Genomic DNA, 20671 nt, shown 5'->3' on the forward strand with positions numbered 1-20671 from the left:
TTCAGTTGTCCTAATAGAAAAACGAAGCCCGCATCCATGCATGGCTTCGTTTACTTTGTTCAACCCGCTTCGAACCGGCTATTTCGTGAAGCCAATCGAACGATACGGTCCAAATTGCGATCGAGGATATATAGACCAACTAACCATAGAACAGGCTGCAGCAGCACGAGAACTTCAACGAATTCTATCTCGCTGCTCCATGTCGAAACTGATTCGCACTAAAGCGTTGACGCCAGCGGCAGCCGAACGCGCAGCTCGCAGCCCCACTCCGCGCTCTGCGAAAGGCGCAGCGACCCGCCGACTAGCTGGACGCGCTCGTTCATCGCTTTCAAACCGAACCCATAGGCCGCGTTGTCGTAAGGCAGGCCATTGTTCTGAAGGAGCAGCACAACCCCGTCCTCCCCCACGGTCAGCTCGCAGTTGAACCGCGTGCCGCGCCCGTGGCGCATGCCGTTCGTCAGCCCCTCGAGCAAGGCGTGGTAGAGGACCTTCGAGCACCCCGGCGGAAGTTGAGGCAGCGGATCGATGCTGTACTCGATCTCGACCTGGGTCGCTTGGGTCGTATTGCGCATCAGCACGATCATGGCGTCGCGCAAGTCATACGCGGGCGCCTCGTCCTTCATGAGACGAACGGAGGAACGCACTTGATCCAGACCGCTGCGCACCAAATCCTGCGCGGACGCCAGCCGTTGCAGGGCGGCCTCCCGGTCGATGTCGAACAGCCGCTTCGTCACTTCCATCTGCATGATGGTCGCCGTCAGGGTATGGCCGACGGTATCGTGCATTTCGTGCGCGATCCGGTTGCGCTCTTCCAGCGCGACGACCTCCTCCATCGTATCCATCGTCACCTGAATCGCTTCCTGCAGCTCCTCTGTCCGCTGCCGCAGCTCCTCCGCGCGCTGGCTGTTGATCGCCTCCAGCTGGTCGTTCTTCACGGCAAGCTCCTGCGCGTATCGTTTGACCTGCCGGTGCGTCTTGGCGTAACGGACGAGCAATACCCCCGCTAGACAAAGAATGAATGCGAAGACGGCCAGCTGCACGAACGCCTCCTTGAAGAGCGCGCCGGCAACCGGATACGGCTCGAACAAGCGCGATGAGATCGAAACCACGTTCATATCGATATAATGCACCGCCGTGAAAATGCCCAGCAGCCATATCCCGGCCATAATTAGCCGCGTCTCCAGTCGATTCTCGTGCCGGCCGGAACGCAGCAGCGCCAGCAGGATGTATAGGACGAGCGGAACGGCCGTCACGGCAAACAGCTGCTCGGCCATCAAATGATAAAGCCAATCGTCGATAAAGGCTGCTCCCAACACGATAGCCCCATAACCATAGTAGGCAGCCGCCAGCCGCCGGAACCAGATCCGCCAGCCGCCGGCGAAGGTTTCGGCCAGAAACCCAAGCAGCGCGCCCGTGCCCAAGGACAGCGCGATATTCTGGATATAGACCAGCAGCGGAATATCGGCGAACAGCTGCAGAGATGCGGCTCGTATGATGCTGCCGTAGGCGACGCATACGCTGAATAACGCGAAATGCAGGTAGATCGGATCCTTCCTGTTCAATGCATACAGAATGAAGGCCAGCATGCCGGCAATAAGTCCGACGACGCAGGACAGATAGCGGAACGCGTCGTGCCGCAGCATCTGCGTCAAGAAGTGCTCCATCCGACCTACCCGGAACAGGCCCTCGGCGGGATCGCCGCCGTCTTGATACACGCGCACATACAGATGATGGCCATAGTCCTCCGGTTTCAAATCCGCCATCCCCCAACGAAGCTCCTTGTTCATCAGGCGAATGCCGCGATCCATATTGAACGCGTAGATCTGGCCGGACCAGGTATACAGCTCCGCGTGCTTGAATCCCTGCACATGCAAATTCGGCTCGTCGCGCAGCTGCTCGGGCAGCCGGAAACGCAGCCAATAGTAACCTCGATAGCCATCAAGCCGCGAATCCGCGTCCCCAAACTTATACGGCATCCAGTCCGCCGATGCGGCAAGCGCGCCTGTCTCGGCCGTCAGATCGCCCAAATGCATTTGCCAGCCGCTCGACAGATGGAGCGAACGCGATTCGTCCGCCCCTTGATCGCCGAGCGTATTCCATGTGAGCAGCAGGCAAAAAATCGCGAAGAGCAGCAGCGAGAGGGAGGCCATCCCTATCGTGTACAACCAGTCCCGGATACGGGTCATGGCGTTTCGTTCCTCCTGAGTCCATGCTACAGGCCGTGTCATTCAACTTACGACCCTCTCCTGCAGCTTGGTTGCTCTCTCTATTAAAGCAGAAATTACTCAGGCGTTTTGCTAAAAAATGTTTAAAATCGTCAGTGCAGCCCACGAACCGCTACACATCCCCTAGTTTATTCACGAATTTCACGGTCAAATAGACGCTGACCAAGCCCAAGAGGCTGAAAATCGCATAGAGCAGATCCGAATTCAGCGTAATATTGAACCAGCCGAGAAAATTCTGAAGCTGCATGAGAACGATCGCGCATAGAACCGTCGGAATGACCGCCCGTCTCCACAAGCCGAACCAGAAGAGCGGAATCAACGAGGCAAGCGCAACCACGGCGGCGTTAATGATCGCCCTAACCGCATAATTCGCCAAATCCGCGACCGTCGGCACCCCTTGGATAAAATCAAGCGCGAGATCAAACCCGTAGGTCGTGATGCCTGCCAGCACGAAGGAGATGAGCGTGCACAGGAATACCGCTGCGGCGATAAACGACGTTTTCGCCATGACCAGACGCCGCCGGCTGAGCGGGTAACCGTACGAGAGCGCCATCGTTCTGTTCTTGAACTCTTCGATGAACACGTGATTGACGAGCGACGCCCCGAACAACAGGAAGCCCATTTGGATCGGCAGCATGATCTCCATCGCGGCTCCATAGCTTTCATTTAACGGGATGTTCGGCGTGTCCGCGAAGACGAATTGGAGGAAAATCGTCGGCAGGATCATGAGAATAAGCCAATAAATGACGGCTTCCCCGATGATTTTCCGGGTCTGCAGCTTTCTCCATTCGAGCTCCACTAACTTAAACATGCTTATCTCCCCCTTGAATTTGATTGTAGAAGTAGTCTTCCAGCGTGCCGGTATGCTTCTGGATTTCCTCGATCTCGATGTCCTGCGAGACGAGCAGCTTCGAGATCTGTGCCGCGGTGATGCCCGCATCGTAGATTCGGATTTTGTTGTCCTGCACGATCTTCAGGTTGGTCGCGCGGAGCTCGTGCTCGAGCAGGAATACGGAACGCTGCACGTTCGAGGTGACCAGCTCGAGATAGTCGGTCCGCTGCTGCCGAATCTCCGCCAGCGACACCTCGTCGACCAATTGTCCTTGGCGCACGACGCCGATGCGGTCGGCCATCTGCTCGATCTCCGCCAAGATATGGCTGGAGAGCAGGAACGTGATGCCGTATTCCTTGTTCAGCGTCCGGACCAAATCCCGCATGTCTTTGATGCCGATCGGATCCAAGCCGTTCGTCGGTTCATCCAATACGATCAGCTCCGGTCTCGTGATGGCCGCCCGCGCGATGCCCAGCCGCTGCTTCATGCCGAGCGAGAAATCCTTCACGCGCTTATCTTCGATGCTTCGAAGCTGCACCATGTCCAACGCTTGATGAATCGCCCGTTTGTCGTAAAAGCCTACATATTCGCAGTGTATCTGAAGGTTCTCCATCGCCGTGAGGTGCTCGTAAAAGATCGGGTATTCGATGATGCTTCCGACGCGCTTCAAGCCCTCTTTGGCGGTTTCGTCGAACTTCTTGCCGAACAGCATGATTTCGCCCGAGGTCGGAATGATGAGTCCGGTGAGCATTTTCATGATCGTCGTTTTCCCCGCGCCGTTCGGTCCGAGCAGACCGTAAATTTCGCCTTTCCTCACGTTCAGATTGACGTTCGATACGATGGTTTTCCCTTTCACCGCTTTTACCAGGTCGTGCGTTTGGATGATCGCATTCATCTTAACCGAGCCTCCTCGCGATTTGTTTCGCGTTCGTTTTGTTACTTTTATCATAGACCGGAGAATCGAGTTTTTCCTTTCCCGTTTCTTACATGTTTCTTAAGATTGCTATTCCTCCCCCTTCCCCCTCCGCCGAGGGGAACCAAAGGACTTCGCCCTCAGGACACCCGCCTTCGTGCTAGCTCGATTGTTCGCGGTTGGCGGGTTGCTACGAGTTGGCACGCTTTTGTCCTCGCGGACAAAGCTTCAGTTGGTGTTGAAGAGTAGTCCTATGACATAAGCCTGTCAACTGCCTTGGGTGGTCTCCTGATGGCGGTGTGCGCTTGATGCGACTCCGTGTTGACCTTCGCTTTCGTCCGCTTGGGGGACACGCTTTACGCTTCTTCTGTGAACAGTTGCAACCATTCCAACGCAATAAAAAAGACGTTCAGCGGGAGCCAAACGTCATGTAGTAAATTAGTAGGTCAAGGGCTTGAACCTGCAGGTAAAGGTCGTTTTCTCGTACGGAGTGCTGCTTAAGCGAATCGTGCCTTTCATCTCCTCGGTCAACCGTTTGGAGATGCTGAGTCCCAGTCCGCTGCCTTGGAACTGCAGGTTTCGGGCGTCATCCAACGTATAGAGCCGGTCGAACACGCGCTCTTGATGGATTTCCGCGATTCCTTTCCCCCGGTCCCACACGTCGACCGCCGCGTATTCGCCTTCTTCCCGGACGGTTACGCCGAGCACGCCCCCGTCGCTGCCATAGCGGATGGAGTTCGAGATGAGATTGCTCAGGATGCGCTGCAGCGCCTGTTCGTTCCCGAGGATATAAAAGGGGCGCTCCGGAATGTCCAGCTCGACCCGAATATTGCGGGAAGAGAGCAGATCGTAAAATTCCAGCACGCTTTGCCGGCACGCCTCGCTCAATGAGATTTTGCCAAGCGGGATATCGTAGTCCTCCGACTCGAGTTTGACCAGGTCGAAAAATTGATTGATCAAGGCGATCAGCGCGTTCACTTTATCGTTCAGCCGGTGCCTGATCTGCGTCTCTTCTTCCTTTGTCAATGTCTGCGATTGATTCAATTTCTCCGCATAGCCCAGAATAACGGTCAGCGGCGTCTTCAAATCGTGGGACATATTGGAGATCATTTTGCGCTGGCTGTCTTTCGCCTTGGCATAATCGGCGATCGCCTTCTGGTTATCGTCCAGCAGACGGTTGATCTGCACGAGCAGCTCCCGGATCGATTCCTGACCGGTCGGCACCAGCACCTTCTCGGCCGTTTCATGCGCGATAATGTCGGCGATCTTCCCGGTGATCTCGTCCACCGTGCGCGTTAATTTCCGTTTGGCGTACAGCTGCCAGCCGATGACGGCGAGCAGCATGCCGATGATGACCGATAACAATACAATCATGCCTACTCACCCATCTTATAGCCGATTCCCCAGATCGTCCGGATGTATTGCGGAGTCGACGGATCGTCTTCGATTTTCTCCCGCAGCCTTCGGATATGAACGTTAATGACGTTCTCGTTCCCGTAATAATCGTCCTCCCAGATGAGCTGATAAATCTGCTCCTTGGTGAACACCCGGCTGCGATGGCTGAGAAACAGCTTCAGAATATGAAATTCCTTGGCGGTGAGCTGCACGCTCTTGCCTTTGACGTTCGCGGTGAACGTATGCAAATCCAGCGTGAGGTCCTTGAACGACATCGTACTTGGAGCAGCCGGCTGGCTCTCCGCTTGCGTATACCGCGTCGCCCTTCGAATGGCAGCCTGCACGCGGGCGGTTAATTCGATCATGGAGAACGGCTTGCTTAGATAGTCGTCCGCCCCGAAACCAAGGCCCAATGCTTTATCCAAATCGCTGCCCTTCGCCGAGATAATCAAGACGGGGACAACGCTCGTTTCCCGAATCTGCTTGAGCAGCTCCATGCCGCTCACCTTGGGGAGCATCAAGTCGAGCAAGATCAAATCGAACGTCTCCTGCGCGAATAGACGCGCGGCTTCCTCGCCGTCGCACGCCGTATAGACCATGTAATTCTCCTGTTTCAGCTGACCCTCGATCAATCGGCTAATGTCGATGTCATCCTCGGCGAGCAGAATTCGCTTGGCCATCTCTTCGATTCCTCCTATGCCGCATCGAGCGGCCTCCCTCATCGTCGCTTCATTTTATCATACGGCGGAACATTTGGGATGATCTGGAGAAAAAAGAGCAGCCGCGGACGCGGACTGCTCGAGGGACGCTTCGTTAAATGCGTGTTCAAACACGCTTGGAGCGCATGGCTTTTACTTTTTTGACCGTCTCATCGCGAAGGAACGCCTGATACTCCGGCGATTCGACCGCATAGAGCGCCATCTTGCCTTCGGCATCGTGATGGATGCCCCATCCGTAGCGCTTACCCAGCGAAGAAGCGCGGAGGCAGGGCTGCCCTTTGGAGAAGAACTTCTCACGCGAGGCTGGCCGCTCGGACTCGGGAACTTCGCCGCGAACGGCGAAAACTTCGAACAGCACGTCCTCCTGCGTGTAGCGGTAAGGATGGTTCGCGATCAGCTCATACTGCATGACCGGCACCGTCTTGGCATCGCCCTTGGCCTTCGGAATCTCCGCGGCCGCCACAGGGCAATCCTCGGCGACTTCAATGAACGTCCCATAGTAATTATTGTCCTTCATCGCGTTTCCTCCTCGTCAACATCCGTTCGCGCCGGATCAACCGCGATTCATCGGCGAGGCATGCGTACCGGCACCTTGTCCAATAATACCATAAGTTTACAGCCATATCAGCATTTCGCCCAAGGCTCGACCCTAATCTCCCCAGTCATGCCGGTCACGACCGAGCTCATGGAAATCGATGACGCGCGTGCAGATCCGGTCGATCAGATGACGGTCATGACTGACGACCAGCATGCCCATTCCGCGGCGCTGCGCAAGGTCGAGCACGGTCCGCCATATTCGCGCTTGGGTAATCGCATCGAGCATCGTGGTCATCTCGTCGGCGATGAAGAATCGGGTCTGCGGCGCCAACGCGCGGGCGATGCACAACCGCTGCAGCTCGCCCCCGGACAGCTCGGACGGCCAACGCTTCAGCCACTCCCGCCTAATCTCGAGCTGCTCCAGCAGCGCTTCATCCGGTTGCCAGCCTTCGCTAATGATGGCGCCAGCTTTCCAGCGGGGATTCACAGCCCGCTCCGGATGCTGGAAGATCAGCTGGACCGGTCGATAGCCGAACGTCGGCAGCGGCGCGCCATCGAGCAGCACCTCCCCTTCGCTACAGGCATCGTAGCCGGAGAGCAATCGGCAGAAGGACGACTTGCCGCATCCGCTCGGGCCCAGCAAGCCGACCGTTTCGCCTGTGCGGAAGACGGCGTTCGCCTGCCGAAAGAGCCACGCCTCCTTGCCGTAGCGCTTGCCGACATGCCTCGCTTCAAGTCGCATGATAGCACCTCACCATTCCATCGCGAAGCTCGCGCAGCTTGGGCGCGGCCTGGGCGCATACGTCCGTAGCCATCTCGCAATGCCGTGCATGGGAGCAGCCTTCGGCCGACCAAGCGGACGGCTCGCTTGCCGCCACGGCCGGGACGGCGAAGCCGTTCTGCGGCAGCGCCTGCCACAATGCCCGCGAGTACGGGTGGCGAAGCCGATCGCCTTCGCCTTCGAAATCCACCGCCCGCGCGACCTCCAGCGTCGTCCCTGCATAGAAGACCGCGACCTTGTCGGCAATCGCAAGCGCCGCCTCCAAGTCATGCGTAATGAAGACGATGGCCGTACCGTTCTCCGCGAACGCCTTGAACGCCCGCAGCGTCTCTTGCACGACAGCCGGGTCCATGCCCGGCGTCGGCTCGTCCGCGACGAGCAGCTCCGCCCCGCTCACGGTCGCGATGGAGACGAGGACGCGCCTGGCCATCCCGCCCGATAACTGGAACGGATAGCGTCTCTCGGTCTGCGGCGCCAGGCCGTAACGCGCGAACGCCTTACGCTGCTCCTCGGCCGGATCGCCCGCGCGAACCGCCTGCCGCACCTGCCGGCCGACGCGCATGAGCGGATCGAGCGACTGCACGGACTGCGGAACGAACGCGATGCGCCTGCCTCTAAGCTGGCGGATTCGCGAAGCCGTGAGCGGCTGGCCGTCGAAGTGCATCTGCCCCGCGACCGACGCATTTCGCGGCAGAATGCCGAGGATGGCGTGGGCGAGCAGGCTTTTGCCCGAACCGCTGGCCCCTACCACCGCGACGATCTCGCCTCTCTCCACGGAGAGGGACAGGTCTTGGATCACCGTGGTCTTCTTCCGCCGCAGCCCTCTGTCGTATTGGGTGAATGTGACGGATAATTCTCTTACTTCAAGCAGCGGCATCTCACGTCAAGCCTCCTTTCTACTCCTGCGAACGGCTCGGATCGACGAGCGCGTGCACGCTCCCCGCCAGCACGTCGAATGATCGGACGAGAACAACCAGACAGAGCCCCGGGAAGAAGGCCAGCCACCACATGCCGGTCGACAAATAACGCATCGACTCGGATAGGATAATGCCAATGGCCGGCTGATGCGGGGACAGCCCCATGCCAAGGAACGTTATCGCGGCCTCGTGCAGAATGGCGTGCGGGAACAGCAGCAGCGTCCCGACGATGAATTGCGGCCACAGAAGCGGCAGCAGATGGCGCCTTGCGATCCACCAATTGGAACGCCCTATATGCCGGGAGACGAGGATGAATTCACTGGACTTCAGCTGCAGCGTCTCGGCCCGGATCAGCCTCGCCAGACTCGGCCAATGCGTGACCGCCACGGCGATAATGACGCCTTTCGCGCCCCCTCCCGTCACGAAGGCGATCAGGAGCAGCAGCACGAGATGCGGCACGCTTAGGAACAGATCGATGAGCCAGGTGATGACCCGATCGGCTGTCTTGCCCAGCGTGGCCGCCATCAACCCGAGCGCCCCCGCGATGAAGCCGCTGGCAAGCGCCGCGGTCAGCCCCACGCCAAGGCTCAGGGCGAGCCCCTTCATCGACCGCGCGAACATGTCTCTGCCGAGCCAATCGGTCCCGAACGGATGACTCCACGATGGAGGTTCGTTCCGCTCCGCAAGATGCGTGGCCAGCCGATCGCCGCCCAGCACCGGCGACAGCGCGGCCGGCAGCAGCAGCAGGACGAAGGCAACGGCTGCGTAAACTAACGTTCTCGTTCGAAGATTCATTCGCGCTGCCCCTCCCGAATGCGCGGATCGACCACGCGATAGATCAGCTCCGATAGCAAATTGCCGGCAAATACGAACAGCGTGCTGAACAGCACGATGCCGAGCAACAACGGGACGTCTCCACGCGTGCTCGCTTCCACCGTCGCCTTGCCCAGCCCGGGATAGGCGAAAATTTGCTCGACCAGCACGGCGCCGCCGAACAATTCGCTGAACGACGCAAACTGCAGCGAAATCGCCGGCAGCAGGATGTTGCGGAGCCCGTGACGGCGAAAGAGCAGGAAGCCCTCTTCCCCTTTCGCTCTGGCGAACAGAATATAGTCGCTGACCAGCACGTCGACCAGCTTCGCTCTCGTATGGAGCGCGATATTCGAGAGGCCCGTGACCGACAGCGCCAGCGCCGGAAGGATCATATGTCGCGCGCGGTCCAGCCAGGTCACATCCCCGGCGAGGACGCCGGCCGGAGTTCCCAGTCCGACCGGGAATATCGGCAGCCATACCGTAAAGACGATGAGCAGCAGCAAGCCCGCCCAGAAGGTAGGCGTCGACGATAAGGTGTAGCAATACCACTTGATCGCGCGGTCCAGCCACGTGTCTCTGCGCATGGCTGCCAAGACGCCGGCGGCGAAGCCCAGGATGCCGGACAGGAACCACGCGGCGATCATTAAGGCAAACGAGCTCAGGAATCGATCCACGATCACTTCGCTAACCGGCGCCCGGTGTATCATCGAGGTGCCGAAATCGCCTTGGAGCAGGGAAACCAACCAAGCCAAGAACCGCGCAAGCGGCGGATCGTTCAGCCCCCAATACTCGGCGATCGCCTCTCGCTGCTCCGTCCCGACACGCAGCAGGTCCGCGCCGATGTAGGCCTGCGTCGGATCGATCGGCGATTGGCTGATCAGCGCGAACGTGACCGCGCAAGCCGAGGCGAGCAGCAGCGCAAGCTTGCCCGCTTGCCGAAGCGCGAATCGGCCGATTCCGGGACGTCTCTTCGCCGCCATTATTCCGTCCACGCCCACTGCTCGATATTGCTCGTCACCGGCCAGCCATGGCCATGCGGGTGGATGGGCTGCTCGCCGATATCGAGCTTCTCGTCGACCAGGTACAGGTGATTCACATTCACCAGCCACGCCCACGGCGCATCGCCCCCGCCGCTCATGCCCGTCGCTCCGTCCCACTGCGCTTTCTTCCAGAAGGCGTTGGCCTGCTCCTCGTCGGACGCAGCCAGCGCTTGCTCCATGTAGCCGTCCACCGCCGCGCTGCGGTAATGACCAGGATTGAAATAATCGACGCCGGCGAATTTGCTGCTATATACGTTGTACATCTCGAGCGGATCGAGGCTGCCCCAGCCGAACAGCACCGCCTCCGAATACATCAGCTTGCCGATTTCGTCCCAGCTCTTGCCTTCCACGATCGCATCGATGCCCAGCGGCTTCATCATGTCGGCCGATGCGAGAGCCAGCGACTGACGGGTGACGTCTCCGGCGGGATAGAGGAGCGTGAATCGCGCCGCTATTCCGCCCTTCTCTACAATTCCGTCTCCGTCGTCGTCCTTCCATCCGCCTGCGGCCAGAATCCCCTTCGCCTTGGTCACGTCGCCGTCGGCCAGTACGGTGTCCGGATTCCACCATGGCAGCTTATCGGCGATCGAATAAGCCGGCGTCCCCTGCCCCTCGAGAATGCCCTCGACCAGCGCTTGACGGTCAATGCCGACGTTGATCGCTTGGCGAATGGACAGATCCGCCGTGACGTCGTTGCCTACCGGATGGCCATCCTTCGTCGCGCCGCCGGCAGGCACGTAAGGAAACATAATGCCGCGGTTATCCACGGATGGCAGCGATTCGAGACGCATACCGGCGACCTGCTCCTGGCTGAACGCGGATGGGATATAGGCCATGTCGACCGCGCCCGCCTTGGCTGCCGCGAACGCTGCGTCCTCGTCAAGGAACAGGAAGGTCAGCTTCGCGAATTTCGGCTGCTCGCCGTAGTAATTCGCGTTGCGTTCCACGATCAGTTGCTGCCCCTTATCCCATTGGACGAATACGTAGGGACCCGAGCCGATCGGATGCGCGGCGTAATCGCCGGCATGCGCGTGCTTCGGCACGATGCCGAGCGTAGCCAGTATATCGACGAACGTCGATTGCGGTTGGTCGAGCGTGAATACGATCGTATCGCCGTCCGCCGCCTTGGCTGACCGGAGATTGGTCAGATCGACGACGGAGCTGCTCGCCTTCGCCGTCTCGAACGTATAGACGACATCGTCCGCCGTCAATGGCTCGCCGTCGCTGAAGCGGGCGTCGCCGCGCATATCCACTGTCCATGCGCGGCCATCCTCGCTGATGGTGTACGTCGTCGCGAGATCGTTCACGATCTTCATGCTGCTATCGCGCTTGAGCAGCGTGCTCTGAAATAGCGGCGAGCCGTATCGTCCCCAACCCGTCGTCGGATCGAAGCCGCCGTCCGGCTCGCCGCCAACCGCGAGAATGAGCTCGTTCTTGGGCTTGGACACATCGCCCGCGGCGTTGTCACTGGCATCGTTCGCCGCCGAACATCCCGCAAGCAGGAGCAGCAGCGACGTAAGCGCGATACGTAGAGGCATCCCTGTTGCTGTTATCTTGGTCATCTCAACTCTCCCCTCTTCACGTCATGATTCATCGGATATCGCGGCGATTCTGATTCGTCCCGCAGGGCTAGTGCCGCATCGCGATCATTCAAGTATGCTCATCGTCATGCTGGCGCCCATGATGTCCACGATGCTCGCCTCCGCGTGCCGGATCGAGATGCGTCACCGACAGCTCCGCGTATAGCACCCCTTTCAGCACGCGTATGCGATCGCCGAGCTCCCGAAGCCGCCGAACTTCGCCGCGCACGACGAGAATCTCCAGACACAGTTCGTGACTCAGGTGGACATGCATGGTAGAAATAATGTCATGGTGATAGGCATGTTGAAGCGCAATCAGCGACAAGGGCAGCTCGCTTGCATGGTGGTCGTAGACCATCGCGATCGTGCCGGCAACGCACTGGGTCGCCGGATACTGCTGTGGCTGCAGCAGCGATTTGCGGATCAAATCCCGGATCGCCTCCGATCGGTTGCCGTAGCCCTGCTGTTTGATTTGCTTGTCGAACTGCATCAGCAGGTCGCTTGGAATCGAGACGCCGAACCTGTTCAGCTCGTCATGCTGCATGATTAACGCTCCTCTCCCGCGTAAGTCGTAGCACGAATTGGAATAATCGTAACACAGCAAACAAATGTTTTGTAGTGAAATTTAACTTACAATGTAATTATATATAACACCCGTTGTTACTTAAATCGCCTTCGTCCAATCAAAAAGGATCATTCCATCGATGGAATGATCCCCTACACCGCGATTATTCGAATACCGGCCTCATAAGCTCGGACGGGATTAACCCCTACAAAGCGAATTGCTCCATTATGATGAAATGCCTTGCGGCTCCTGCAGCTGCCCTGGCTCCCGGCGACGCCGGCTCATCGCGACCAAGATCAGGGCGAGCAACGCCAGAATGATGCTCAGTACCCGGAATCCGGAGAAGCTGAACGCCCCTCCCATGACGATGCCGATCAACAAGGAGGAGAGAATGGTTCCCAGGTAACGCGATGTATTGAACAGTCCGGATGCGACGCCGACGATGGATTTGGGCGAGCTTGCGAATAAGGCCGCCTGCATGCCGACGCTGTTCAGCCCGTTGCTGACGCCGAACGCCGCCAGCGCGATACATACGCTGATCACGGGCGTATACGGCTGGAGCGTCAGGAGCCATAGGGACCCGAACGTCATAAGGATCGCGGAGAGCAGCAATGCCGGACGCGGACCCGAACGATCGATCCATCGTCCCGCAATCGGCGATACGACGAGCGAGCACGCGCCCAGACTTAGCATGAGCATCCCCGTATCGAATTCGTTGATCCGGCGCACCGTCTGCAGATAGGACGGTAGCCCGAAGAAGATCGAGTAGAACAGGAAGTTCGCCAGCAGGAACTCTACGTTGACCCACGTCATGGCCGGGTATGTCGCGAATGCGCGCAGCGGGATGAACGGCGATGCGGCGCGCAGCTCATGACGGACGAAGGAAGCCAGCAGCGCGAGGCCGATTAGTCCAATCGCGGCATGCATGATCGTAATCTGACCGGACGACTTAGCGGACAGCAGCCCAACCAGCAGCGCGACCAATCCCGCGGCGAAAAGCACAATACCGGGCGCATCGATCACCGCTAACCACCGGCGGAAGGATAGACGCTCTCCAGCTGCCGCCCCCTTGTCATCCTTGGGAATATGCCGCCAAGCCAACAGGAAACTCGCCGCCGCGAACGGAATGTTGACCAGGAAGATCGCTTGCCAATCCCAGAAATGGAGCAGCACGCCGCCAACGAAAGGCCCGACGGCGGCAGCGCCGGACAGGAAGATGGACAGGATCGACAGGGCCGTCGCTTGGTTCTCCGTCATATGGACGCGCACCAAGGCCATCCCCACCGCGACCATCATGCTCGTGCCGACGGATTGGACGATCCGCAGCGCGATCAGCCAGCCGAAGCTGGGCGAGAACGGCGCCAACATGGAAGCCGCGAAGGCGACGACGAGCCCGAGCAGGAAAATATTCCGGCGGCCGAATAGATCGCTCGCCTTGCCCATCACCGGCTGCGCGATGGCGCTTGCGATGTAGAACGAGAAAATAATCCACGACACGACGGTAAAATCGAGCCGGAACGCCTCCTGCAGTCTAGCGATCGCGACCGAAACCATCGAAGAATTCAATGGATTCAGCAGGATCCCGAGCCCGACGGCCATGAGTAACCCCCTGCTGCCTGCTTTCATATTTCGTCCCCCTTCTAACGGTGTTGATGTCATCTTAAGGGACGCGCTTCATTTATTCCAATGCATTTTATGTTATGATTTGATTACTTCAAAGGAATGAGAGGGGAATCTAGCGCATGGAGCTGCTGCAGCTGCACTATTTTCTGGCGGTCGCGCGATCGGAGCACGTGACGGAAGCGGCTCGGAGTTTGCACGTGACGCAATCGTCGCTGAGCAAAACTATTCAACGCCTGGAGGAGGACCTGGGCGTCCCCCTATTCGATCGAATCGGTCGCAAGCTCCGATTGAACGACTTCGGCGTCCGGTTCCTTCGGCGCGCCGAGCGGGCGTTATTCGAACTGGAGCAGGGGAGGCAAGAGATTCAAGATTTGTCCGGTCCGGAGCACGGCACGCTCAAGCTGGCGGTGACCGCTGCAAGCACGCTGCCCCACATCTTGAGGGAGTTCCGCAAGAAACGCCCCCACATCCAGTTTCATGTGCAAATGTTGACCACCCAGGAGATGACCGCGCTGCTTCATCGGGGAGAGGTGGATGTATGCTTGTCCTCCCCCCCGGTTCACGGCGAAGACATCGATTGCCAGATCGTATACGTCGACCCGATCCTGGTCGCCGTTCCGGTCGAACATCGGCTGGCGGTCCGCCGCAGCGTCTCCTTAGCCGAACTGAGGGAAGAGTGGTTCGTCGGCGTCAAGCGAGGCTACGGCACCCGCGATCTCGTGGACGGCATGTGCATGGAAGCCGGCTTCGCGCCCAACTACGTGTATGAGGGCGACGAGCCCGCGCGGCTTGCCGCGCTGGTGGAAGCCGGGATCGGCATCGCCTTCATTCCCGGTACGGCGCGGCATGCGCGCGAGCACATTCGCTATCTGCAGGTGGAGGACCGTGAATTGACGCGGGAAATCGCGCTGTTGTCGCATCGGAGCCGGTACCTTTCGCGCGCCGCGCAGGAATTCCGCGAGGTGGTGCTGGACTATTTCGAATCGTTAGCGCAGCCGCCAGACGCGGCGAATAAGTCGGCGAAACCGGGATAGAAGATTACGATTCGCTGATCGGCTCCACCTCATCAATAGAATACCAGTCCATGTCGTTCAGCTGCATATACGTTCCGTCTTCCGGCAAGAACTGTACCTTCACCATTCTCGTCTTCTCGTTCAATCTGCCGCAGATGATACCGATTCGGCCGCCTACGCGCACCTTCTGCCCGATTTTCCACCCTTTCGCCCTCACCATGTCGGCGAGCCAATGACGGTCTTGCAATTCGTTGAGCTGCACGTCAAGGTCTTTCTTATTCTCTTTCTCTTGTTCTTTCCTGCTTACACCGCTCTCTTCCTCTTCCATGCGGACGACAGCTTGCTCGTGAAATTTACCATACAAGAATTCGTGGAAATCGGCGGCTTCGAATGCTTTCGGATAAGCGGTCTCCAATGTATGCACCAGGGTGTTTAACGCGTAATACCACTTGTGCGTGTCCAGCTGTTCGATATCGCCCCCGCGCTTGTCTTCATCCGGGGCGAATTTATCGACCGAACCCGGATCGAATAGACCAAACAACGCCTCTTGCAGCCTCACCTTCAGTTCAGCCGTAACGGGAGGTTCATTCTCCTCGAAGGACAGCAGCAGCTGGCGGTGCCGCCCTTCGTTTCGGCCGCCCGGAACGCCGCCCGTCACCACGGTCGATAGCGGCGTCACGTTGACGAAATTCAAATACGCGAATATGAGCTCCTGCAGATGCTTGATCCCGTCGTTCGTTTGGCTGTAATCGACCTCCAGATCAGTCAAACGCCGAAGCTCGGCCGATGCCTCAGTCAGCATCTGGATCTGCTTGCCGCCGACTTGATCGCCGAGCATCGTATACGCTGGCGAGCTCAGCGCCTCCCACGCCAACCCGTCCAAAGCAAACTCCGCGTCCTCGAGCGATCGACTCGTCATGCTTCTCCGAACGGCATCGACATGCGCGGTCCATGCGGTAGAATGTGCTCCCATCCCTTCGCTGCTGGCAAACGGGCTGTTCGTCCGGCCTTTGATCAACACATCGCCGATCAATCCGTCTTCATTCAGGAAAATCATGCTCATGAACGTGCCGCTGTTCTCCGAGCTATAATCGGAAGGCCCTATCGCATCGGCGGATGGAGCTGGCGCCTTGCCCAGCACGTCCTCCAGCGCCGCCGCGCCATCCTCGCCGAGCGTCTCGAATTGGCGCTTGCCTCGAAGCAGATCGAATATGTAATTGTGGGCATCGGTCGAGGCGTTCATAAGCTTGAAATGCGTCACGACTTCTTTCGCCGATTGCTCCTCTACCAAGAGGAGGCGGATTTCCTCCAACAGCTGCTGCCCATCCTGCCATTCCGCAAATTCGTACGAATAGGGATACGCCAGACGAACCGTATCCAGAAAGTGCTGCAAGCCGAGCGCCCACGTCTCGTAGAGCGCCTTCGGTCTCGGATCCCTGATCCTAGACTGGGAGAAGACGCCAGGCGTCTCGGCGGCGAACAGCTTGCGCAGCTTGCTCCGCACTTTGGTCTTCAATGATTGTTGCTGCGTCAAATTCACGGCTTTGTTCTGCCGCCTGATATCCGCCAGCACATTCTCGTAATCCTGGATCGATTCCGCATACCTCTGGATGTCTTGCTGCTTCTGTTCATCATCTTCCGCGAGCATCTCGTCATTCTCCGCACTGTGCTTGCCGCTCCGCGCATCTTCGAGCAGCTCATTGGTCGAAGCGGCCGATTCGTATAAATTCAATAATTCGCGGGCCTTCCCTTCGCCGTTGCCGCCAGGATCTCCGCCCGCGACCGTGGCCATCGGCAAATAGTTGACGAAGGTTAGCAGCGTGCGGATAAGCTTTTGCAGCTGCACGATCACGGCGTGAGCATCCGTGATAGACGCTTCGTCCGTATAGGTCTGGGCATCGATAACCGCCGATTGCAAGGCGGTATCCGCCTCTTCCAGCTTCTTCCGATGCTCGGCAGCGAGGCGGGATTTCAGCCGGAGAAGCGGAGAAGCGCGTTGGTGCTCTGCGTAATCGATCAGATAGTCGCACGCCTGGCTAAGCTGGTAGCCGATCAGGTGCCGCCGCACGGCGTCGATATGGGCGACCCACGCCGTAGAATGCGCCCCCATCGTGGAGGGAAAGGGCGACGGCGTGCGTCCCGCGATCAGCACGTCTTCGATCACGATATTGTTCGGATTGGTTTCCGAGTGTCGATCCTTATCGATTTGAATTTGCGACAGGACGCGCTGCACGACCTTCTTCTCGCCGGTCGCAGAGAAGCCCCGCAAGAAGGAAGAAGGCCCGGCCTGTTCCGCCGTCGCGATAGCCGGAAGCGGCATCCGTTGAACGATTTCCCGCGTAAGACTATTGCCGAGCGATCGCTGCCAACCGAGCAAGCGCGCCTGCATGACGCTCATCGAAGGCAGCGTCTTTCCGGCGGCGCGTGCGCTCTCCGACTGTGCTGCCGTTCGCCCATCCCCCGTATATGCGGCCGCCCGGTCACCGGCTTCCGATCGCCTATCCGGATGTTCTTTCATCAACTCACCTCGATTCATCCAAATATCTCCATTATCCGGCATCCTTCAGATAGCTGCAACGGCTTTCTGATTGCGGATACGTTCGGCAAGGGAAGCGCAATAGCAAGAGCCGCGATGACTTATCCACCGCGGCTCTCGCCTTACCGAAACTCAATCGTGACCTCATCTGCTACGGGCGCAAGCTGTAGCCGAGTCCCCAAACCGTATAGATCATACTCCCGGCCTCGGCCGCGGCCGCGTTCAACTTCTCGCGAATGCGCTTGACATGGGTGTCCACCGTGCGCAGCTCGCTTTTGTTCGCGGTCTCGTGGCGCCACACTTCGCGCAGCAGATCTTCTCTGGTATACGCAATCCCTGCGTTTCGAGCCAGGAAGTTCAGCAGCTCGTATTCCTTCAAGGTGAGCCGGATCTCCGTTCCCTTCACAAGGACCTGACGCGCCAGCGTGTCGATCGACAGAAACGGGAACTCCAATTTGTGCGCCGGTCTGGTCAATAGTTCGGGGTCCATGCCAGCAGTCCGGTTCAAGATCGCTTTGACGCGGAGCACAACCTCTCTGGGGCTGAACGGCTTCGTCACGTAATCGTCCGCCCCCGCTTCGAATCCTTTGAACTTCCCGAAATCATCCCCTTGTGCCGTCACCATCATGACAGGGGTTCGTTTCATCTCCCGGATCGACCGGCACACCTCGATCCCGTTCATGCCTGGAAGCATCAAATCCAGCACGATCAGCTGATAGTCATGGGCGCGTATTTTCTGTATCGCCTCGATGCCGTCGGCCGCCTCCTCGATCATGAAACTCTCTTTCTCCAAATACAGTCTCAGCAGGTTCCGTATCCGCTTCTCGTCGTCGACTAGCAATATTCGCTCGGATTGTCGCATGTTCATCGTTCTCCACTCTTTCCCAGCCTTATCTTGGTCGTTCCCGCCGGTGGTAGGATTGCAGGGCTTGGTTTCTCTCTATCTCTCGCTGCATAGGCACAATCTCCTATACGAGCAACCTCGCGCGCAGGTGTCGCTCGCAATCTCGCGAAATCGGGGCAAGATGACCGTATTCGTGACAAAAAAACGACAAAAAGTAAAAAGACCGCGCACACAGCATTCGCTGGATAGCGGTCTTTCCATCTGCTTATAGAACCCCCGGTCGCTGATTTTAGCCGGATATGGCTTTATCGATCGGGAACGCCCCGCCGGACCACGCCTTACGCGACGTCCACTCGGCCTCGCCCTGCCAGAAGGATGCATCTTCGGGCAGTCCCAGCGGGAGAAAGACCGTCGTGCACAGATACAGGCTCCCCGTCGAAATGTACGCTTCGCCGATTTGCGGCTGACTGCCGGCGAATCCGATTCGCAGCCAGCCTGCTTCGTCGAACGTGCCCGGCAGCTCGATCTGCCGCCGGATAACGGCCGTCAGCGCGCAGCGGACTTGTGCGGGCGCAAGCTCCGCCGGCAGCTGCTCGCGGAGCGCCATCAGCGAAAGATGCTGGAACGCGCCGAACCGGTACGCCAGCGACCGGCCGAGCGGCGGATAGGTCCCTTCCGGCGAAATAAGCCGCTCCAGAACGGCGGCATGGCGAACGGCGCGAGGAAGCGTCTTGTCGCGAAGCGCCGTCCATTCCGCGTATTGATCGCCCAGCTCATCCAATAGCTCCACAAGCATCGGTTGGATGACGAAGCTGTTGTAATAATCCCAATGGAAGGCCGGACCATCGCCATACGTCCCGTCGCCCGCATACCACTGCTCATGCTGCCGGAGCGCATAATCCACACGCATACGGTCCCAATCTTCGCCCATCCGATGCAGGGCGGCCTCGATCATGGCGCTGAACAGCAGCCAGTTGCTGAATACCGGGCGAATCACCCGCGTGGCGCGCAGTGCCGCGGTCAAATTGGCTTGGACGCGCGGTTCCAGCCGCTCGTACAGCTCGCTCGGCGCGCGCAGCACCGCGTTCGCGAGGAAAGCCGCGTCGACGAGCGGCTGGCCGCCCCGGTCGAAATTCATGTAATCCGGCGATGCCGGATCCGTGGCCGCCTCGATGGCCGCTCTTGCCAAGTCCGCCATGCGCTGCCGCAGCTCTCCTTCGCTGCCGGAGCGCGGTCCCCGCTCCAGCCACGGCGCGATGCCGGTCAGCGTACGGCCCAGCGCTTCCAAATGCGAGCAGTCCGCGCGATCGTCATGCACCGCTTCGACGGGCATATCAAGACGAAGCCGCCTAGCAGCAAGCGCCTCCAGCACCGGTCGCGCAATGCGGACCATCGTCTCGACCCAGTACATTCTGTCCTTCGCCATCCTCTAATCCCCCCACCCCAAGTCGTTCTTTCCCCACAAGTATAGACGGTTGCCCGGACTGGTCCAATGCCCTATAATGGTCAAAAACTGACCTATCGTGCTTTCATATCGGGGAGGAAATAGCGCATGCTGACATTGCTGTCATGCGGGTATCATGGTGTTCATCATGACGGGATTGTAAGGAATCGGCCGAGCGGTTCGGGAAGCTACACCTTTGTTCTATTTAAGAGCCGCGCGGAAGTGACGATTCACGGCAGCAGATTTACGGCTTTCAAAAATACGTTCATCCTGTTTCGGCCTTCGACGCCGCATGCTTACCGTGAACTTGAAAGCCCGTTCATTAATGATTGGTTCCATTGCAAGGGCGAAGACATGCAAGCCTTCCTGCACGAATTGAACTTCCCGGCGGACACGCCCGTCGTCGTCTCCGACCCGATGCTCGTCTCCCGCTGCATCATGGACCTGCAGCGTACGTCACGTCTGGACGGACCGCTGCGCGACCGCATCTTGGATTGCGATCTACGCTCTTTCTTCATGAAGCTTGGCGATTTGCGGGCGCGGACGGCGCCGGACAAGCTCGGCCGGTATTACGTCCCGTTCTCCGAGCTGCGGGATGAGCTCTACCGCGCCCCGCAAACGCACGTATCCGTGACGGCGCTCGCCTCGCGCTTCAATATGAGCAAATCTTATTTCCAGCATATTTATAAGGACCTGTTCCAATGTTCCGTCGTGACGGATCTGATCCATGCGCGGCTTGAACGCGCCAAGTATCTGCTGGATCATAGCGAATTGTCTGTTTCGCGCATCGCCGAGTTGTGCGGCTATGAGAACGACACCCATTTTATGCGCCAATTCAAGAAATTCGTCGGCCTCACGCCCAAACAATACAAGAACGGAAGCGACGCGTAGTTG

The 20671-nt window shown here is 58.7% G+C and carries 18 protein-coding genes; 2 read left to right on the top strand and 16 right to left on the bottom strand.

The window, feature by feature from the left end:
• Positions 1-218: 218 nt before the first annotated feature.
• The 13 genes from ACFSKT_RS05805 to ACFSKT_RS05865 form a co-directional block, all read right to left on the bottom strand.
• On the bottom strand, positions 219-2186 hold the full coding sequence (locus tag ACFSKT_RS05805; RefSeq protein ID WP_377718052.1) for a sensor histidine kinase: 1968 nt from the start codon (positions 2184-2186) through the stop codon (positions 219-221).
• A gap of 151 nt (positions 2187-2337) precedes the next feature.
• Positions 2338-3036, bottom strand: a complete 699-nt coding sequence (locus ACFSKT_RS05810; RefSeq protein ID WP_377718053.1) for an ABC transporter permease — start codon at positions 3034-3036, stop codon at positions 2338-2340.
• Positions 3029-3952, bottom strand: a complete 924-nt coding sequence (locus tag ACFSKT_RS05815) for an ABC transporter ATP-binding protein (RefSeq protein ID WP_377718054.1) — start codon at positions 3950-3952, stop codon at positions 3029-3031. Before ACFSKT_RS05815 ends, ACFSKT_RS05810 begins: the two co-directional genes overlap by 8 nt.
• A 456-nt stretch (positions 3953-4408) precedes the next feature.
• On the bottom strand, positions 4409-5344 hold the full coding sequence (locus ACFSKT_RS05820; protein WP_377718055.1) for a sensor histidine kinase: 936 nt from the start codon (positions 5342-5344) through the stop codon (positions 4409-4411).
• 2 nt (positions 5345-5346) lie between these two features.
• Positions 5347-6045 (bottom strand): response regulator transcription factor, encoded by a 699-nt coding sequence (locus ACFSKT_RS05825; RefSeq protein WP_377718056.1) that lies wholly within the window; start codon positions 6043-6045, stop codon positions 5347-5349.
• Positions 6046-6190: 145 nt separating this feature from the next.
• Positions 6191-6601 carry a DUF6157 family protein gene (locus tag ACFSKT_RS05830; RefSeq protein ID WP_377718057.1) on the bottom strand — a complete coding sequence of 137 codons (411 nt, stop codon included), beginning with the start codon at positions 6599-6601 and terminating at the stop codon, positions 6191-6193.
• Between the two features lie 132 nt (positions 6602-6733).
• Complete coding sequence (locus tag ACFSKT_RS05835) at positions 6734-7363, bottom strand: ABC transporter ATP-binding protein (protein ID WP_377718058.1); 630 nt, start codon at positions 7361-7363, stop codon at positions 6734-6736.
• Positions 7353-8279 carry an ABC transporter ATP-binding protein gene (locus tag ACFSKT_RS05840; protein ID WP_377718059.1) on the bottom strand — a complete coding sequence of 309 codons (927 nt, stop codon included), beginning with the start codon at positions 8277-8279 and terminating at the stop codon, positions 7353-7355. Before ACFSKT_RS05840 ends, ACFSKT_RS05835 begins: the two co-directional genes overlap by 11 nt.
• 19 nt (positions 8280-8298) lie before the next feature.
• Positions 8299-9114, bottom strand: a complete 816-nt coding sequence (locus ACFSKT_RS05845; protein WP_377718060.1) for an ABC transporter permease — start codon at positions 9112-9114, stop codon at positions 8299-8301.
• The gene (locus ACFSKT_RS05850; protein WP_377718061.1) at positions 9111-10112 is read right to left on the bottom strand and encodes an ABC transporter permease; all 1002 of its coding nucleotides are present in this window, start codon (positions 10110-10112) and stop codon (positions 9111-9113) included. Before ACFSKT_RS05850 ends, ACFSKT_RS05845 begins: the two co-directional genes overlap by 4 nt.
• Positions 10112-11734 (bottom strand): ABC transporter substrate-binding protein, encoded by a 1623-nt coding sequence (locus ACFSKT_RS05855; RefSeq protein ID WP_377718062.1) that lies wholly within the window; start codon positions 11732-11734, stop codon positions 10112-10114. Before ACFSKT_RS05855 ends, ACFSKT_RS05850 begins: the two co-directional genes overlap by 1 nt.
• Positions 11735-11822: 88 nt before the next feature.
• Positions 11823-12296 (bottom strand): nickel-responsive transcriptional regulator NikR, encoded by a 474-nt coding sequence (gene nikR, locus ACFSKT_RS05860; RefSeq protein WP_377718063.1) that lies wholly within the window; start codon positions 12294-12296, stop codon positions 11823-11825.
• Positions 12297-12542: 246 nt separating this feature from the next.
• The gene (locus tag ACFSKT_RS05865; protein WP_377718064.1) at positions 12543-13943 is read right to left on the bottom strand and encodes an MFS transporter; all 1401 of its coding nucleotides are present in this window, start codon (positions 13941-13943) and stop codon (positions 12543-12545) included.
• Between the two features lie 116 nt (positions 13944-14059).
• Here ACFSKT_RS05865 and ACFSKT_RS05870 point away from each other — a divergent pair, with 116 nt between their 5' ends.
• On the top strand, positions 14060-14974 hold the full coding sequence (locus tag ACFSKT_RS05870; protein ID WP_377718065.1) for a LysR family transcriptional regulator: 915 nt from the start codon (positions 14060-14062) through the stop codon (positions 14972-14974).
• Positions 14975-14978: 4 nt separating this feature from the next.
• Here the strand turns inward: ACFSKT_RS05870 and ACFSKT_RS05875 are convergent, their stop codons facing one another.
• The 3 genes from ACFSKT_RS05875 to ACFSKT_RS05885 all read right to left on the bottom strand — a co-directional run bounded on the left by ACFSKT_RS05875 (position 14979) and on the right by ACFSKT_RS05885 (position 19759).
• Complete coding sequence (locus ACFSKT_RS05875; protein WP_377718066.1) at positions 14979-17489, bottom strand: hypothetical protein; 2511 nt, start codon at positions 17487-17489, stop codon at positions 14979-14981.
• A gap of 151 nt (positions 17490-17640) precedes the next feature.
• The gene (locus tag ACFSKT_RS05880; RefSeq protein ID WP_377718153.1) at positions 17641-18351 is read right to left on the bottom strand and encodes a response regulator transcription factor; all 711 of its coding nucleotides are present in this window, start codon (positions 18349-18351) and stop codon (positions 17641-17643) included.
• Positions 18352-18622: 271 nt separating this feature from the next.
• Positions 18623-19759, bottom strand: coding sequence for a DUF2264 domain-containing protein (locus ACFSKT_RS05885; protein ID WP_377718067.1), 1137 nt, complete (start codon positions 19757-19759; stop codon positions 18623-18625).
• Positions 19760-19885: 126 nt separating this feature from the next.
• Between ACFSKT_RS05885 and ACFSKT_RS05890 the strand changes: the two genes are divergently transcribed.
• Positions 19886-20668, top strand: coding sequence for a helix-turn-helix domain-containing protein (locus ACFSKT_RS05890; RefSeq protein WP_377718068.1), 783 nt, complete (start codon positions 19886-19888; stop codon positions 20666-20668).
• Positions 20669-20671: the final 3 nt, after the last annotated feature.

It is taken from the genome of Paenibacillus xanthanilyticus, from assembly GCF_042682185.1.
In the GTDB taxonomy this organism is placed as follows: domain Bacteria; phylum Bacillota; class Bacilli; order Paenibacillales; family Paenibacillaceae; genus Paenibacillus_Z; species Paenibacillus_Z xanthanilyticus.

Excerpts from the sequence above, each read along its gene's own strand:
- ACFSKT_RS05890 (WP_377718068.1), top strand. The coding sequence starts at position 19,886 with ATGCTGACATTGCTGTCATGCGGGTATCATGGTGTTCATCATGACGGG.
- ACFSKT_RS05840 (WP_377718059.1), bottom strand. The coding sequence starts at position 8,279 with ATGCCGCTGCTTGAAGTAAGAGAATTATCCGTCACATTCACCCAATAC.
- ACFSKT_RS05820 (WP_377718055.1), bottom strand. The coding sequence starts at position 5,344 with ATGATTGTATTGTTATCGGTCATCATCGGCATGCTGCTCGCCGTCATC.
- nikR (WP_377718063.1), bottom strand. The coding sequence starts at position 12,296 with ATGCAGCATGACGAGCTGAACAGGTTCGGCGTCTCGATTCCAAGCGAC.
- ACFSKT_RS05855 (WP_377718062.1), bottom strand. The coding sequence starts at position 11,734 with ATGACCAAGATAACAGCAACAGGGATGCCTCTACGTATCGCGCTTACG.
- ACFSKT_RS05850 (WP_377718061.1), bottom strand. The coding sequence starts at position 10,112 with ATGGCGGCGAAGAGACGTCCCGGAATCGGCCGATTCGCGCTTCGGCAA.
- ACFSKT_RS05885 (WP_377718067.1), bottom strand. The coding sequence starts at position 19,759 with ATGGCGAAGGACAGAATGTACTGGGTCGAGACGATGGTCCGCATTGCG.
- ACFSKT_RS05835 (WP_377718058.1), bottom strand. The coding sequence starts at position 7,363 with ATGCGACTTGAAGCGAGGCATGTCGGCAAGCGCTACGGCAAGGAGGCG.
- ACFSKT_RS05825 (WP_377718056.1), bottom strand. The coding sequence starts at position 6,045 with ATGGCCAAGCGAATTCTGCTCGCCGAGGATGACATCGACATTAGCCGA.
- ACFSKT_RS05815 (WP_377718054.1), bottom strand. The coding sequence starts at position 3,952 with ATGAATGCGATCATCCAAACGCACGACCTGGTAAAAGCGGTGAAAGGG.
- ACFSKT_RS05870 (WP_377718065.1), top strand. The coding sequence starts at position 14,060 with ATGGAGCTGCTGCAGCTGCACTATTTTCTGGCGGTCGCGCGATCGGAG.
- ACFSKT_RS05865 (WP_377718064.1), bottom strand. The coding sequence starts at position 13,943 with ATGAAAGCAGGCAGCAGGGGGTTACTCATGGCCGTCGGGCTCGGGATC.
- ACFSKT_RS05875 (WP_377718066.1), bottom strand. The coding sequence starts at position 17,489 with ATGAATCGAGGTGAGTTGATGAAAGAACATCCGGATAGGCGATCGGAA.
- ACFSKT_RS05830 (WP_377718057.1), bottom strand. The coding sequence starts at position 6,601 with ATGAAGGACAATAATTACTATGGGACGTTCATTGAAGTCGCCGAGGAT.
- ACFSKT_RS05805 (WP_377718052.1), bottom strand. The coding sequence starts at position 2,186 with ATGACCCGTATCCGGGACTGGTTGTACACGATAGGGATGGCCTCCCTC.
- ACFSKT_RS05845 (WP_377718060.1), bottom strand. The coding sequence starts at position 9,114 with ATGAATCTTCGAACGAGAACGTTAGTTTACGCAGCCGTTGCCTTCGTC.
- ACFSKT_RS05880 (WP_377718153.1), bottom strand. The coding sequence starts at position 18,351 with ATGCGACAATCCGAGCGAATATTGCTAGTCGACGACGAGAAGCGGATA.
- ACFSKT_RS05810 (WP_377718053.1), bottom strand. The coding sequence starts at position 3,036 with ATGTTTAAGTTAGTGGAGCTCGAATGGAGAAAGCTGCAGACCCGGAAA.